Raw genomic sequence first — 14567 nt, 5'->3', positions numbered from 1 at the left:
AGCGCCCTGCAGAAGTTCGATCAGCCGGCGATCAACGCCTCTACTTCGGCAATCTTGGCCTTGAGGGTGGCCATGTCCTGGCAGCGCAGGGTGGCGTGGCCAACCTTGCGCCCGACCTTGAAGGCCTTGCCGTAGTGGTGCAGGTGGCAGTCATCGATGGCCACGACCTTGTCCACCGCCGGTACTTCGCCGATGAAGTTGAGCATGGCGCTCTCGCCCACCTTGGCGGTCGAGCCCAGCGGCAGGCCGGCGACGGCACGCAGGTGGTTCTCGAACTGGCTGCACTCGGCACCTTCGATGGTCCAGTGCCCGGAGTTGTGCACACGCGGGGCGATTTCGTTGGCCTTGAGGCCGCCATCGACCTCGAAGAACTCGAAAGCCATTACACCGACATAGTCGAGCTTGTGCAGCACGCGGCCGACGTAATCCTCGGCTATGGCCTGCAGCGGGTGCGCAGCGCTGGCCACCGACAGTTTCAGGATGCCGCTCTCATGGGTGTTGTGCACCAGCGGGTAGAAGCGGGTTTCGCCATCGCGGGCACGCACGGCCACCAGCGACACTTCGCCGGTGAACGGCACGAAGCCTTCCAGCAGGCAGGGCACGCTGCCCAGCTCGGCGAAGGTGTCGACCACGTCTTCGGGCGTGCGCAATACTTTCTGGCCCTTGCCGTCGTAGCCCAGGGTGCGAGTCTTGAGCACCGCCGGCAGGCCGATGCTGGCCACCGCAGCGTCCAGGTCGGCCTGCGAGAGGATGTCGGCGAAGGCTGGGGTCGGAATGCCCAGGTCGCGGAACATGCTCTTCTCGAACAGGCGGTCGCGGGCGATACGCAGGGCCTCGGCGCTCGGGTACACCGGCACGAACTGCGACAGGAAGGCCACGGTCTCGGCCGGAACGCTCTCGAACTCGAAGGTCACCAGGTCGACTTCGTCTGCCAGCTGGCGCAGGTGGTCCTGGTCGCCGTAGTCGGCACGCAGGTGCTCGCCCAGGGGGGCGGCGCAGGCGTCCGGGGCCGGGTCGAGGAAGGCGAAGTTCATGCCCAGCGGGGTGCCCGCCAGAGCCAGCATGCGGCCCAGCTGGCCGCCACCGATTACACCGATCTTCATGTGGTATGCCTCAAGCCTGACGCGGGTCCGGGTTGTCCAGGACGGTTTCGGTCTGTTCAGTGCGGAACTGCTTCAGTGCCGCGTGGAACTGCGGGTGCTTGGCGCCCAGGATGCTCGCCGACAGCAGCGCGGCGTTGATTGCACCGGCCTTGCCGATGGCCAGGGTAGCGACTGGGATGCCAGCGGGCATCTGCACGATCGACAGCAGCGAATCGACGCCCGACAGCATCGACGACTGCACCGGCACGCCCAGCACCGGCAGGTGGGTCTTGGCCGCGCACATGCCTGGCAGGTGGGCCGCACCACCAGCACCGGCGATGATCACCTCGATACCACGGCCTTCGGCCTCTTCGGCGTACTGGAACAGCAGGTCCGGGGTACGGTGGGCGGACACCACCTTCACCTCGTAGGGAATGCCGAGTTTTTCCAGCATATCGGCGGTGTGGCTAAGGGTGGACCAATCGGACTTGGAGCCCATGATCACGCCAACCAGTGCACTCATCGTCGAGCCTCTTCGCTTGTGCGCCCTCTGGCGCGTCAAAAAACAACAAGCCACGCGGGACGACCGGCGTGGCTTGTTTGCTGATCACGACCGGAACGCATCCGGTCAAGGGGCCGCGCAGTATAACGTAACGTGGTGCCTTTAAGGCACCCCGGCGACCAACTGTCGCCCCTTATTTTTCGGGGCCTGGACTGACCTTCGAGTCAACTGGGCCGGCCATCGCGCCGCCCTCCAGCTTGCGCCACAGCAGACGCACATTGGCCTTGCGCACCAAGGCGCAGCGGTACAGGCGAATTTCCAGCGGCACGTGCCACTGGCTACCGCCGCAGATCACCAGTTCGCCGCGCTCGAGCTCGCCACGCATCGACAGACGCGGCACCCAGGCAATGCCCATGCCTTCCAGCGCCATACTCTTGAGGCTGTCGGCCATGGCTGTTTCGTACACCGTGGTGTAGCGCAGGCTGCGCTGGCGCAGCAGCAGGTTGACCGAACGTCCGAGGAACGCTCCGGCGCTGTAGGCCAGCAGTGGCACGCTGCCCTCGCCTTCCAGGTCGAACAGCGGCTTGCCGTCTTCGCCCACTGCGCATACCGGCAGCATTTCGGTGGTGCCCATGTGCAGCGAGGGGAAGATCTCGGCATCCATCTGCAATGCGGCGTCCGGGTCGTAGAACGCCAGCATTAGGTCACAGCCGCCTTCGCGCAGTGCATGCACCGCGTCGCCGACGTTGGTGGCCACAAGGCGCGTGGCGATGTTCAGCCCATCGTTGCGCAACTGGGCCACCCAGCGCGGGAAAAAGCCGGATGCCAGCGAGTGCGCCGCCGCCACTTGCACGACTTCGCCCTGGCCACCTTCCAAGTGATGCAAATGGCGGAGAACTTCGCCCAACTGGTCGACAACCGTGCGCGCCGTTACAAGAAACAGCTGGCCCGCCTCGGTCAGCTCGATAGGCGTGCGCGAGCGGTTTACCAGGGTCAACCCCAGGGCCGCTTCGAGGCTGCGGATGCGTCGGCTGAAGGCCGGCTGGGTGACGAAACGCCGCTCTGCCGCCTGGGAAAAGCTGCGGGTTGCGGCCAAGGCGCTGAAATCTTCCAGCCATTTGCTTTCGAGGTTCATGAACGGCTCCGCACGGCGCGCACCAAAATGGCACACGCTCGATTGTCAATCGGCGTCACGCCAAAGCGTATGCCGTTTGTGCATAGGTTAGCGCGCAACAGCATTGGCCGCCAAATCGGCTCAGCCCTAGCATTGGCGGCATTCCGGCAGGTGCCGGGTTTAAATCGAGATGATATCCATCATGTCCGCTGCTGCATCGTTCCGCGTCGAAAAAGATCTGCTTGGTACCCTTGAAGTCCCTGCCGATGCCTACTACGGCATCCAGACCCTGCGCGCTGCCAACAACTTCCACCTCTCCGGCGTTCCGCTGTCGCACTACCCGAAGCTGGTCGTGGCCCTGGCCATGGTCAAGCAGGCCGCTGCCGACGCCAACCGCGAGCTGGGCCACCTGAGCGATGCCAAGCACGCCGCCATCAGCGAGGCCTGCGCCCGACTGATCCGTGGCGACTTCCACGAGCAGTTCGTGGTGGACATGATCCAGGGCGGTGCCGGTACTTCGACCAACATGAACGCCAACGAGGTCATCGCCAACGTTGCGCTGGAAATCATGGGTCACCAGAAAGGTGAGTACCAGTACCTGCACCCGAACAACGACGTGAACATGGCGCAGTCGACCAACGACGCCTACCCCACCGCCATCCGCCTGGGCCTGCTGCTGGGCCACGACGCCCTGCTGGCAAGCCTCGACAGCCTGATCCAGGCGTTCGCCGCCAAGGGCCAGGAGTTCGACCATGTGCTGAAGATGGGCCGCACCCAGCTGCAAGACGCCGTGCCGATGACCCTGGGCCAGGAATTCCGCGCCTTCGCCACCACCATGGGCGAAGACCTGCAGCGCCTGCGCTCGCTGGCCCCGGAGCTGCTGACCGAAATCAACCTGGGCGGCACCGCCATCGGCACCGGCATCAACGCCGATCCGGGCTACCAGGCCCTGGCCGTGCAGCGCCTGGCGACCATCAGCGGCCAGCCGCTGGTACCGGCTGCCGACCTGATCGAAGCCACCTCGGACATGGGCGCCTTCGTGCTGTTCTCCGGCATGCTCAAGCGCACGGCGGTCAAGCTGTCGAAGATCTGCAACGACCTGCGCCTGCTGTCCAGCGGCCCACGCACCGGCATCAACGAGATCAACCTGCCGGCGCGCCAGCCAGGCAGCTCGATCATGCCAGGCAAGGTCAACCCAGTGATCCCGGAAGCCGTCAACCAAGTGGCCTTCGCCATCATGGGCAACGACCTGGCGCTGACCGTTGCCGCCGAAGGTGGCCAGCTGCAGCTGAACGTGATGGAGCCGCTGATCGCCTACAAGATCTTCGACTCGATCCGCCTGCTGCAACGCGCCATGGACATGCTGCGCGAGCACTGCATCGTCGGCATCACCGCCAACGAACAGCGCTGCCGTGAACTGGTCGAGCACTCGATCGGCCTGGTCACCGCCCTGAACCCGTACATCGGCTACGAAAACGCCACCCGTATCGCCCGCGTCGCCCTGGAAACCGGCCGTGGCGTACTGGAACTGGTGCGCGAGGAACAGCTGCTGGACGAAGCGATGCTCAACGACATCCTGCGTCCGGAAAACATGATTGCACCCCGTCTGGTTCCGCTGAAGGCGTAAACAGACTGCTACACCCCTGTCTCACCAGGTCGAGGGACTAGACACCTCTCAACCACTCCAGGGCCCGAGCGCACGCTACGGGCCCTTTTTTTATTCTCCCGGCACACAACTTGCTCGGTAATGCCTCCCTGCCCCGATGGGAAGCCGAGCATGCTGCACAGCCACCTCACCACCCTCAACGCGGTTTCGCTGATTCTCAACGTCTTCCAGGAAGATGGCTGCGAAGCCTCGGTACTGCTCGCCGGCAGCGGCATAGGCCCGGCCGACCTTGGCCATCCGGATGCACGCATCACCACCCAGCAGGAGCTGCAGGTGTGCGCCAACGCGGTGGCGCGCCGCGAGGAAATCGGCCTGGAACTGGGGCGGCGCATGCATGTGTCGTGCTACGGCATGCTTGGTTACGCCTTGCTCTCCAGTGCCACTTTGGGTGACGCCTTGCGCCTGGCACTGCGCTACCCGGCGCTGCTGGGAACCATCTTCCAACTGCGCTTGGTGGACGAGGGCCAGCGAGTCTGGCTGTGTGCCAGCGACTATCGCGAAAGCCCGGCGCTGGCGGCCTTCAATGCCGAATTCTGCCTGGTCTCGCTGAAAGTCATCTGCGACGACCTGCTAGGCCGCACCTTGCCGCTGCTGGGGGCGCGCTTCGAACATGCGCGGCCCGACTACCACCCGCTCTACGGCGGTGCATTCCAGTGCCCATTGGTCTTCGACGCCAACGACAACGCCTTTGCCTTCGAGCGCCGCTGGCTGGACATGCCGCTGCCCTTGGCCGACCCGATCACCCACAAGGCCATGAGTGAGCGCTGCCGGTTGCTGAACCTGGAATTCACCGGCCGCCAGGCCTGGCTGGGGCGCATTCGCCAGTTGCTGGTACAGCAGTTGGACGCCGCGCCTGGCCTGGAAGGGCTGGCGCGGCAGATGAACTGCTCGTCGCGCACGTTGCGTCGTCACCTGCAGGCCATGGGTAGCAGCTACCAGCAGTTGCTCGACGAGCTGCGCTTCGACCGCGCCAAGCAGCTGCTGGCCGAGGACCAGATGCCAATCTACCGCATCGCTGAAACCCTGGGGTTCAGCGAGACCGCGAGTTTCCGGCATGCCTTCCAGCGCTGGAGCGGTGTCGCCCCTAGCCACTATCGTGGCTAGCAGGCCCAATGGCCACATCTATCCCCTTTTGGCCGTTTGTGTCGTTCTCCCCTATAAGGCCACCTCTCACAATGAGGTACGCCAGTAACCCGGAGAACAACAAATGCTGACGATCTATTCCGACGATCACCGCCTGCACCATGGCCGCTGCGAGCTGATCGACGGCAAGCTGATGCCGTGCTTCGAGATGCCCTCGCGCGCCGACCATGTGCTGGCCCAGGTGCAAGCGCGCCAACTCGGCCCAATCGAAGGCCCGACGGACTTCGGCCGCGCCCCGCTGCTGCGCGTGCACAGCGCCGCCTACCTGGACTTCTTCGAAGGCGCCTGGGCGCGCTGGGCGCTAATGCAGCAGGAGGGCGACCTACTGCCCTACACCTGGCCTGCACGCACCCTGCGCCACAAGAAGCCCACCGGCCTGCACGGCGAGCTGGGCTACTACAGCTTCGACGCCGGCGCACCGATCACCGCTGGCACCTGGCAGGCAGCCTACAGCGCCGCCCAGGTGGCGCTTACCGCCCAGGCCGCGATCCAGCAGGGCGCCCATTCGGCCTTCGCGCTGTGCCGCCCGCCGGGGCATCATGCCGCTGCCGAGGTAATGGGCGGCTACTGCTACCTGAACAATGCCGCCATCGCCGCCCAGGCCTTCATTGACCAGGGCCATGACAAGGTCGCCATCCTCGACGTCGACTACCACCACGGCAATGGCACCCAGGACATCTTCTACGAACGCGCCGACGTATTCTTCGCCTCGATCCACGGCGACCCCCAGGACGAGTTTCCATTCTTCCTTGGCTACGCCGACGAGACCGGCAGCGGCGCTGGCGAAGGCCACAACATCAACTACCCCCTGCCGGCAGGCAGTGACTGGGCAACCTGGAGCAAGGCCCTGGACGATGCCTGTCAACGCATCTCTGCCTTCGCCGCCGACGTGGTGGTGGTGTCGCTTGGCGTGGACACCTTCAAGGACGACCCGATCTCGCAGTTCAAGCTGGACAGCCCCGATTACCTGGCCATGGGCGAACGCATCGCCGCGCTGGGCAAGCCCACCCTGTTCGTGATGGAAGGTGGCTACGCTGTGCAAGAAATCGGCATCAACGCGGTCAATGTGCTGGAAGGCTTCCAGCGCGCCCAGCCAGGAGCCCGGAAATGACTCGACTCAAACACGCGCTCGTCGCCGCCTGCCTGTGCGCTGGCGCCCTGCAGGCCCACGCCGAACAACGCACCCTGCGGGTGTACAACTGGTTCGACTACATCACCCCGCAAACCCTTACCGACTTCCAGAAGGACAGCCAGGTCAAGCTGGTGTACGACATCTTCGACACCAACGAGGCCCTGGAAGCCAAACTGCTCACCGGCAACTCCGGCTATGACGTGGTGGTGCCGTCCAACGTGTTCCTCGCCAAGCAGATCGAGGCCGGGGTATTCCAGCCGCTGGACCGCGCCAAGCTGCCGAACTGGCAGCACCTGGATCCGGCGCTGATGAAGCTGATCGAGGCCAACGACCCCGGCAACAAGTTCGCCGTGCCCTACATGTATGGCACCGTGCTGATCGGCTTCAACCCGGAGAAGGTCAAGGCAGCGCTGGGTGAAAGCGCCCCGGTGGATAGCTGGGAGCTGATCTTCAAGGAAGAGAACATCGCCAAGCTCAAGCAATGCGGCGTGGCCCTGCTCGACTCGCCGTCGGAAATTCTGCCGCTGGCCCTGAAGTACCTTGGCCTGGACCCCAACAGCGACCGTCCCGACGACTACAAGAAAGCCGAAGCGCTGCTGCTGAAGATTCGCCCTCACGTCACCTATTTCCACTCCTCCAAGTACATGGCCGATATCGCCAACGGCGACATCTGCGTGGCAGTGGGCTATTCGGGCAGCTTCTCGCAGGCGGCCAACCGCGCCCGCGATGCCAGGAATGGCGTGGTAGTGGACATGCGCCTGCCCAAGGAAGGTGCGCCGATCTGGTTCGACATGTTGGCGATTCCCAAGGGCGCAGCGAACCCGGAAGACGCCCACGCCTTCATCGACTACCTGTTGAGGCCCGAGGTAATCGCACCCATCAGCGACTTCGTCGGCTACCCGAACCCGAACAAGGATGCGACCGACAAGGTGAACCCGCAGATTCGCAACAACCCGAACCTGTACCCGACGGCGAAGGCGATGGACACGCTGTATACGCTCAAGCCGTTGACGCGCGAGGGTGAACGGGCGCGGACCCGAGCCTGGACAAGGATCAAGTCCGGCACCTGAAGCCGCTTGGGGCTGCTTTGCAGCCCCCCTATTTCCAGGCCTTGCGCAATCGCAACAACGCTTCGGCAATGTCCACCTCGGGCACCGCCGCAAACCCCAGCACCAACCCCGCGCGCTTATCCACAGGCTCGTCGCTATCCTCCAGCCAATAACTGCTCAGCGGTTGCATCTCTACCCCCGCAGCCTCGGCCCTGCCCACCAGCTCGTGCTCTCTCGCGAGGTTATCCACAGGCACTCTGACATGCAGACCCGCCGCCACCTCGGGCATCGCCCCCAGCCCAGGGACATCGATGGGCCAACCGGCCTTCAACACATTGCGCCGCGCCAGCGCCGCGCGCCGCATACGCCGGATATGCCGAAGAAAATGCCCCTGCGCCATGAACTGGGCCATCACGCACTGCGTACCCACCTCCGAATGGCGCACCGCCAGCGCCCGCCCCTGGCTGAAGGCTTCGACCAAACGCTGGGGTAATACCAGGTAACCCAGACGCAGTGCGGGGAAGGCGATCTTGCCGAAGGTGCCGATGTAGATCACCCGGCCATGGGGGTCCAATGCTGCCAGCGGCGCCAACGGTGCACCGCTGTAACGGTACTCGCCATCGTAGTCATCTTCGATCACCCAGCCATCCTGACGCTGCGCCCAGGTCAGCAGCGCCAAGCGCCTGGCCAGGCTCATGGTCACCCCGGTGGGGTACTGGTGCGCCGGTGTCACGTAGGCCATGCGGCAGTCGGCAAGTTGTGCGAGCTGCGCACAATCCATACCGTCGTCGTCCACCGCCACGCCCCTCACCCGAGCTCCGGCCAAGGCGAAGGCATGGCCTGCCGCCCTGTACCCCGGGTTTTCCACAGCCACTTCCTCGCCAGGCTGCAACAGCAACTGTGCACAAAGGCTGATGGCCTGCTGTGCACCACTGGTGATCACAATTTGTTCAGCCGTGCACGTGAGCCCTCGCGAACGGCGCATGTAGGCGGCGATCAGCTCGCGCAGCAACGGGTCGCCAGCCGGGTCGCCATAACCGAGCAGTGCAGGGTCCGGGGCACGCCAGAAACCCGCTTGCAGCTTGGCCCACACCTCGAACGGAAACAGATCGAAGGCCGGTACGCCTACTCGAAATGCACGAGGCGCGCCCACTCTAGGGGGCGAAAGATGATTGCTTTTCAGGCGCTCCAGTGCACCGCTGATCGGTACTGAACTGGATAAATCCTCAGTAACCACAGGCGAAAATGTGGATAAACCTGTTGATAACCCACGGGATAACCCTGTGGGTAACTGTGTGGATAGTTTCGGTAGCTGGCTCACATAGGTGCCATCTCCCACCCGGCTTTCGATATAGCCTTCGGCATACAACTGGTCGTAGGCACGCACGACGCTGTTGCGCGACAGCGCCAGCATCGCCGCCAGGTCGCGGGTGGCAGGCAAGCGCGTGCCGCTACTCAGGCGACCATCCAGCACCCGCGCCCGCAACGCCTGGTAAAGCTGCTGGCTCAGCCCGCGGCGACGGTCGAGGACGATGCCAGCAGGGTCGAAAGGCAGGGCAAGGAAACGTTCGCTCACGGTATTGGACCTGTGAAATTGGCAGGTAATGGCTCTTACACCGAACCAATAGCCTGCCTAGGATGGCAGCATTCGACAAGGACAACGCCATGTACAACGCCAAGCTCCACCAGGAACATGACCTCGAGCAACTGCAACGGCATATGCAGGCAACCCGCTTGGCGATGTTGGTCAGCCATGGCGAGCAAGGCCTGCTGGCAACCCATCTGCCCGTTCTGCTCGACCCCCAGGACGGCGAGCACGGCACGGTGTTCGCCCACCTGGCCCGGGCCAACCGCCAGTGGCAGGACCTGGAGCGCGGCGGCGAGGCCTTGCTGGTGTTCCCCGGCGCCGACGCCTACGTCAGCCCAGGCTTCTACCCAAGCAAGGCGCACAACCCCAAGGTCGTGCCCACCTGGAACTACATCTCGGTGCACGCCTACGGCCCGGTGGAAGTCATCCACGATGCCCCGCGCCTGCTGGACATCGTCAGCCGCCTCAGCGACCGCCACGAACAAGCCCGCGAGCGCCCCTGGAGCGTGAGCGACGCCCCGGCCGACTACATCGACGGCATGCTGCGCGCCATCGTCGGTATCCGCCTGCCCATCGTGCGTTTGCAGGGCGCCCGCAAACTCAGCCAGAACCGCTCGGCCGAAGACATCGCCGGCGTACGTGAAGGCCTCGCCGCAAGCACAGACTCGCTGGATAACCAGCTCGCAGCGCAGATGCGCCAACCCTGAAGGAAAGCCCCATGTCCAGCGTTACACTGCGCCCTGTCGGCGCCCACGACCACGCCGCCTGGCTTGCCCTGTGGCAAGCCTACCTGCGCTTCTACCAGACCGAACTGGCCGAAGACGTCAGCCTCAGCACCTGGCAGCGCCTGCTCGACCCCAGCGAACCCACCAATGCCGCCCTGGCCTGGATGGATGGCAAGGCAGCGGGGATGGTCAACTGGATCTATCATCGTTCCAACTGGAGTATCGAGAACTCCTGCTACCTGCAGGACCTCTACGTGGATGACACGCAACGCGGCCTGGGCATCGGGCGCCAACTGATCGAGCATGTATACGCCACTGCCAAGCAAGCCGGCTGCGTCAAGGTGCACTGGCTGACCCACGAGACCAACGCCACCGCCATCAGCCTGTACGAGCAGGTCGCCGAGCGCCCGGGCTTCATTCAATTTCGCAAGCCACTGTAGGCCCACCATGACCCAAGCACTGAACTGGAAACCCGCGGCAACACCCCAGGCCGAGCCGCTCGAGGGTCGCTTCATCCGCCTGGAAAAACTCGACCCGGCCTGCCATGGCGATGACCTTTGGGAGGTGCTGCAAGGCCCCGGTTCCGACCCGCTGTTGTGGGACTACCTGCCCTATGGGCCATTTGCCGAACGCGCCGCCTTCGACCGCTGGCTGGAGGGCAACGCCGCCAGCCGCGACCCGCTGTTCTACAGCGTCGTCGACCTTGCCAGCGGCCAGGTCCAGGGCATTCTCAGCTACATGTCGATCGTCCCCGAACAGGGCCGCTTCGAGCTCGGGCACATCGCCTTTGGCCGAGCCATGCAACGCACGCCCAAGGGCACGGAGGCTGTGTACCTGCTGGGCAAACTGGGTTTCGAGTTGGGCAACCGCCGGCTGGAGTGGAAGTGCAACGACGCCAATGCCCGCTCCAAGCGCGCGGCGGAGCGTTTCGGGTTCATCTTCGAGGGGGTGTTCCGCCAGCACATGGTGGTCAAGGACAGGAACCGCGACACGGCCTGGTATTCGATTACCGATGGGGAGTGGCCAGCGGTGAAGGCGGGGTTCGAGCGTTGGTTGAGTGACGAGAACCAGGGGGCCGGCGGGCAGGTGAAGACGCTGGAGGCGTGCCGCCAAGCCTGACGTACCGCTCTCAAGCACAACACAATCTCTGTGGGAGCGGGTTTACCCGCGAACACCGGCAGAGCCGGTGCCACACACCGCGGTGTTTTCTTCGCGGGTAAACCCGCTCCCACAAGTACTGCGTTGCTCTCTAAATCGGCATAAAAAAAAGGGGAGCGACCGCTCCCCAGAGGTTAACCGCCTACAACCGAGGGCTTCGCTCAGCCCTCGATCTCGATCAGGATCTCGCCCGGGGTCACCCGGTCGCCCTTGGCCACGTGGATGGCCACGACCTTACCGGCGATGGCCGCCTGCACTTCGGTCTCCATCTTCATCGCCTCGGTGATCAGCAGCGCCTGGCCGGCCTTGACCACATCGCCTTCCTTGACCAGCACATCGACGATATTGCCCGGCATGCTGGTGCTGACATGGCCCGGACCGCTGGCCTGCTTGCGCTTGCTGCCGCCACCGCCGACGAAGTCATTGAGCGGCTCGAACACCACCTCTTCCGGCATGCCGTCGATGGACAGGTAGAAGTGCCGCTTGCCTTCGGCCTTCACCCCCACGCCAGTGATGTCGACGCGATAGGTCTCGCCGTGCACGTCGATGACGAACTCGGTCGGCACGCCTTCGCCGCTGGCCGAGGCCACCGCACCGGCTTCCGGAATCGGCAGCAGGGCTTCGGGCTTGAGGGTGCCGGCTTCGCGCTCTTCGAGGAACTTGCGGCCAATGTCCGGGAACATGGCGAAGGTCAGCACGTCTTCCTCGCTGTGGGCCAGGCTGCCGATGTCGGCGCGCAGCTTGGCCATTTCCGGCTTGAGCAGGTCGGCCGGGCGCACGTCGATGACCTCCTCGCTGCCGATCGCCTGGCGGCGCAGCTTCTCGTTGACCACGCCCGGTGCCTTGCCGTAGCCGCCTTGCAGGTACAGCTTCACCTCGTTGGTGATGGTCTTGTAGCGCTCGCCGGCCAACACGTTGAAGAACGCCTGGGTGCCGACGATCTGCGAGGTCGGGGTGACCAGCGGCGGGAAGCCGAGGTCTTCGCGTACCCGCGGGATCTCCGCCAGCACTTCGTTCATGCGGTTGAGCGCGCCCTGCTCCTTGAGCTGGTTGGCCAGGTTGGAAATCATCCCGCCCGGAACCTGGTTGACCTGCACGCGGGTGTCCACGGCGGTGAACTCGCTTTCGAACTGGTGGTACTTCTTGCGCACGGCATAGAAGTACAGGCCGATCTCCTGCAACAGCTCCAGATCAAGGCCAGTGTCGAACTCGCTGCCTTTGAGCGCGGCGACCATCGACTCGGTGCCTGGGTGGCTGGTGCCCCAGGCGAAGCTGGAGATCGCAGTGTCGATATGGTCGGCGCCGTTCTCCACCGCCTTGAGCTGGCACATGGCAGCCAGGCCCGCAGTGTCGTGGGAGTGGATAAACACCGGCAGCGACTGCTCGGCCTTCAGCGCCTTGACCAGTTCGCCGGTGGCGTAGGGGGTCAGCAGGCCGGCCATGTCCTTGATCGCCACCGAATCGCAACCCATGGCTTCCATCTGCTTGGCCTGCTTCACGAAGGCGTCGATGGTGTGCACGGGGCTGGTGGTGTAGGCGATGGTGCCCTGGGCGTGCTTGCCAGCGGCCTTGACCGCCTCGATGGCCACGCGCAGGTTACGCACGTCGTTCATCGCGTCGAAGATGCGGAATACATCGATGCCGTTGACCGCCGCCTTGGCCACGAAGGCCTTGACCACATCGTCGCTGTAGTGGCGGTAGCCCAACAGGTTCTGGCCGCGCAGGAGCATTTGCAGGCGGGTGTTGGGCAAGGCGGCGCGCAGCTTGCGCAGGCGCTCCCACGGGTCTTCCTTGAGGAAGCGCACGCAGGCGTCGAAGGTGGCGCCGCCCCAGACTTCCAGCGACCAGTAGCCGACTTTGTCGAGCTTGTCGCAGATCGGCAGCATGTCTTCGGTGCGCATGCGGGTGGCCAGCAGGGACTGGTGGGCGTCGCGCAGGATCGTGTCGGTGACGTGGATTTTCTTGGACATTCTTGTATTCCTCAGATGCCTGCGTGGGCGGCGATGGCGGCGGCGATGGCCAGGGCCAGCTCTTCGGGCTTGCGCTTGATCGAGTAGTTGGTCAGTTCCGGGTGGCTTTCGACGAAGCTGGTATTGAACTGTCCACTACGGAATTCCGGGTTACGCAGGATTTCCTGGTAGTACGCGGCGGTGGTCTTCACGCCTTGCACGCGCATGTCGTCCAGGGCCCGCAGGCCTCGGTCCATGGCTTCTTCCCAGGTCAGCGCCCAGACCACCAGCTTCAGACACATGGAGTCGTAGAACGGTGGAATGGTGTAGCCCGTGTAGATCGCCGTGTCGGTGCGCACACCCGGTCCGCCGGGGGCGTAGTAGCGGGTGATCTTGCCGAAGCTGGGCAGGAAGTTGTTCTTCGGGTCTTCGGCGTTGATGCGGAACTGCAGCGCGTAGCCGCGGTGCTGGATGTCTTCCTGCTTGATCGACAGCGCCAGGCCCGAGGCGATGCGGATCTGCTCGCGGACGATGTCGATGCCGGTGATTTCCTCGGTGATGGTGTGTTCCACCTGCACTCGAGTGTTCATTTCCATGAAGTACACCTCGCCATCGGCGAGCAAGAACTCCACGGTACCGGCGTTCTCGTAGTCCACCGCCTTGGCTGCGCGCACCGCCAGGTCGCCGATGTAGGCACGCTGCTCGGGGGTCAACTGAGGGCTTGGGGCGATTTCGATGAGCTTCTGGTTGCGGCGCTGGATCGAGCAGTCGCGCTCGAACAGGTGCACCACGTTGCCGAAGCTGTCACCCAGGATCTGCGCCTCGATGTGCTTGGGGTTGACGATGCATTTCTCGAGAAATACTTCCGCCGAGCCGAAGGCCTTGGTGGCCTCGGAAATGACGCGGGGGAAATTCTGCTCCAGTTCCTCGCGGCTGTTGCAGCGACGAATACCACGCCCGCCGCCGCCGGAGGTGGCCTTGAGCATCACCGGGTAGCCGATGCGATCGCCTTCGCTCAAGGCTTCGTGAATATCGGCCACGTTGCCTTCCGTGCCGGGCGTGACCGGAACACCCGCTGCGATCATGGTGCGACGCGCTTCGGTCTTGTCGCCCATGCGGCGAATGACCTCCGCCGAGGGGCCAATGAACTTGATTCCGCGCTCGGCGCAGATCTCCGCCAGTTCAGCGTTTTCCGAGAGGAAACCGTAGCCCGGGTGCAGGGCATCGCAGCCGGTTTCCACAGCCAGGTTCACCAGCTTGCGCGGGTTCAGGTACCCGGCCAGGGGCTCGGCACCAATGCTGTAGGCTTCGTCAGCGCGCTTAACGTGCAAGGCCTGGCGGTCGGCGTCGGAAAAGATCGCCACCGAGCGGATGCCCATCTCGGCGCAGGCACGCACGATACGAACTGCGATTTCACCCCGGTTGGCGATCAGGATTTTTTTTATCACTGGAGTCTTCC

At 64.2% G+C, this 14567-nt stretch carries 13 protein-coding genes; 7 read left to right on the top strand and 6 right to left on the bottom strand.

What is annotated here, in order from left to right; genetic code table 11:
- Nucleotides 1-20: 20 nt before the first annotated feature.
- From RAC97_RS06940 to RAC97_RS06930, 3 genes are all read right to left on the bottom strand, one after another.
- Nucleotides 21-1103, bottom strand: a complete 1083-nt coding sequence (locus tag RAC97_RS06940) for a 5-(carboxyamino)imidazole ribonucleotide synthase (RefSeq protein ID WP_375098530.1) — start codon at nucleotides 1101-1103, stop codon at nucleotides 21-23.
- A 10-nt stretch (nucleotides 1104-1113) separates the two neighbouring features.
- Nucleotides 1114-1605 carry a 5-(carboxyamino)imidazole ribonucleotide mutase gene (gene purE, locus RAC97_RS06935; protein ID WP_375098529.1) on the bottom strand — a complete coding sequence of 164 codons (492 nt, stop codon included), beginning with the start codon at nucleotides 1603-1605 and terminating at the stop codon, nucleotides 1114-1116.
- 172 nt (nucleotides 1606-1777) lie between these two features.
- The gene (locus RAC97_RS06930) at nucleotides 1778-2719 is read right to left on the bottom strand and encodes a LysR substrate-binding domain-containing protein (RefSeq protein WP_375098528.1); all 942 of its coding nucleotides are present in this window, start codon (nucleotides 2717-2719) and stop codon (nucleotides 1778-1780) included.
- Nucleotides 2720-2900: 181 nt separating this feature from the next.
- Between RAC97_RS06930 and aspA the strand changes: the two genes are divergently transcribed.
- From aspA to RAC97_RS06910, 4 genes are all read left to right on the top strand, one after another.
- Nucleotides 2901-4325, top strand: a complete 1425-nt coding sequence (gene aspA / locus RAC97_RS06925; RefSeq protein WP_375098527.1) for an aspartate ammonia-lyase — start codon at nucleotides 2901-2903, stop codon at nucleotides 4323-4325.
- Nucleotides 4326-4475: 150 nt separating this feature from the next.
- A complete protein-coding gene (locus tag RAC97_RS06920) occupies nucleotides 4476-5468 on the top strand; it encodes an AraC family transcriptional regulator (RefSeq protein WP_375098526.1) in 993 nt (330 codons plus the stop codon).
- 103 nt (nucleotides 5469-5571) lie between these two features.
- Entirely contained in the window at nucleotides 5572-6618 is a 1047-nt protein-coding gene (locus tag RAC97_RS06915) for a histone deacetylase family protein (RefSeq protein ID WP_375098525.1), read from the top strand.
- Nucleotides 6615-7709, top strand: coding sequence for a polyamine ABC transporter substrate-binding protein (locus RAC97_RS06910; protein ID WP_375098524.1), 1095 nt, complete (start codon nucleotides 6615-6617; stop codon nucleotides 7707-7709). Before RAC97_RS06915 ends, RAC97_RS06910 begins: the two co-directional genes overlap by 4 nt.
- 28 nt (nucleotides 7710-7737) lie before the next feature.
- Here RAC97_RS06910 and RAC97_RS06905 read toward each other — a convergent pair whose 3' ends face one another.
- Complete coding sequence (locus RAC97_RS06905) at nucleotides 7738-9264, bottom strand: PLP-dependent aminotransferase family protein (RefSeq protein ID WP_375098523.1); 1527 nt, start codon at nucleotides 9262-9264, stop codon at nucleotides 7738-7740.
- An 89-nt stretch (nucleotides 9265-9353) separates the two neighbouring features.
- On the opposite strand from RAC97_RS06905, the gene RAC97_RS06900 reads away from it, so the two are divergent.
- The 3 genes from RAC97_RS06900 to RAC97_RS06890 are packed head-to-tail and all read left to right on the top strand — an operon-like array spanning nucleotide 9354 to nucleotide 11120.
- Complete coding sequence (locus tag RAC97_RS06900; protein WP_375098522.1) at nucleotides 9354-9983, top strand: FMN-binding negative transcriptional regulator; 630 nt, start codon at nucleotides 9354-9356, stop codon at nucleotides 9981-9983.
- Between the two features lie 11 nt (nucleotides 9984-9994).
- Nucleotides 9995-10441, top strand: coding sequence for a GNAT family N-acetyltransferase (locus tag RAC97_RS06895; protein WP_375098521.1), 447 nt, complete (start codon nucleotides 9995-9997; stop codon nucleotides 10439-10441).
- A 7-nt stretch (nucleotides 10442-10448) separates the two neighbouring features.
- Nucleotides 10449-11120: a GNAT family N-acetyltransferase gene (locus RAC97_RS06890; protein WP_375098520.1), complete on the top strand. Its 672-nt coding sequence runs from the start codon at nucleotides 10449-10451 to the stop codon at nucleotides 11118-11120.
- Between the two features lie 200 nt (nucleotides 11121-11320).
- On the opposite strand, the gene oadA is transcribed toward RAC97_RS06890, so the two are convergent.
- Together oadA and RAC97_RS06880 are read right to left on the bottom strand one after the other, a co-directional pair.
- Entirely contained in the window at nucleotides 11321-13129 is a 1809-nt protein-coding gene (oadA, locus tag RAC97_RS06885; RefSeq protein ID WP_375098519.1) for a sodium-extruding oxaloacetate decarboxylase subunit alpha, read from the bottom strand.
- Nucleotides 13130-13140: 11 nt separating this feature from the next.
- The gene (locus RAC97_RS06880) at nucleotides 13141-14556 is read right to left on the bottom strand and encodes an acetyl-CoA carboxylase biotin carboxylase subunit (RefSeq protein WP_375098518.1); all 1416 of its coding nucleotides are present in this window, start codon (nucleotides 14554-14556) and stop codon (nucleotides 13141-13143) included.
- Between the last annotated feature and the right edge of the window lie 11 nt (nucleotides 14557-14567).

The sequence above is a fragment of the Pseudomonas sp. LS_2 genome (assembly GCF_042709235.1).
GTDB lineage: Bacteria > Pseudomonadota > Gammaproteobacteria > Pseudomonadales > Pseudomonadaceae > Aquipseudomonas.
This window is presented reverse-complemented; position numbering and strand designations above follow the sequence as displayed.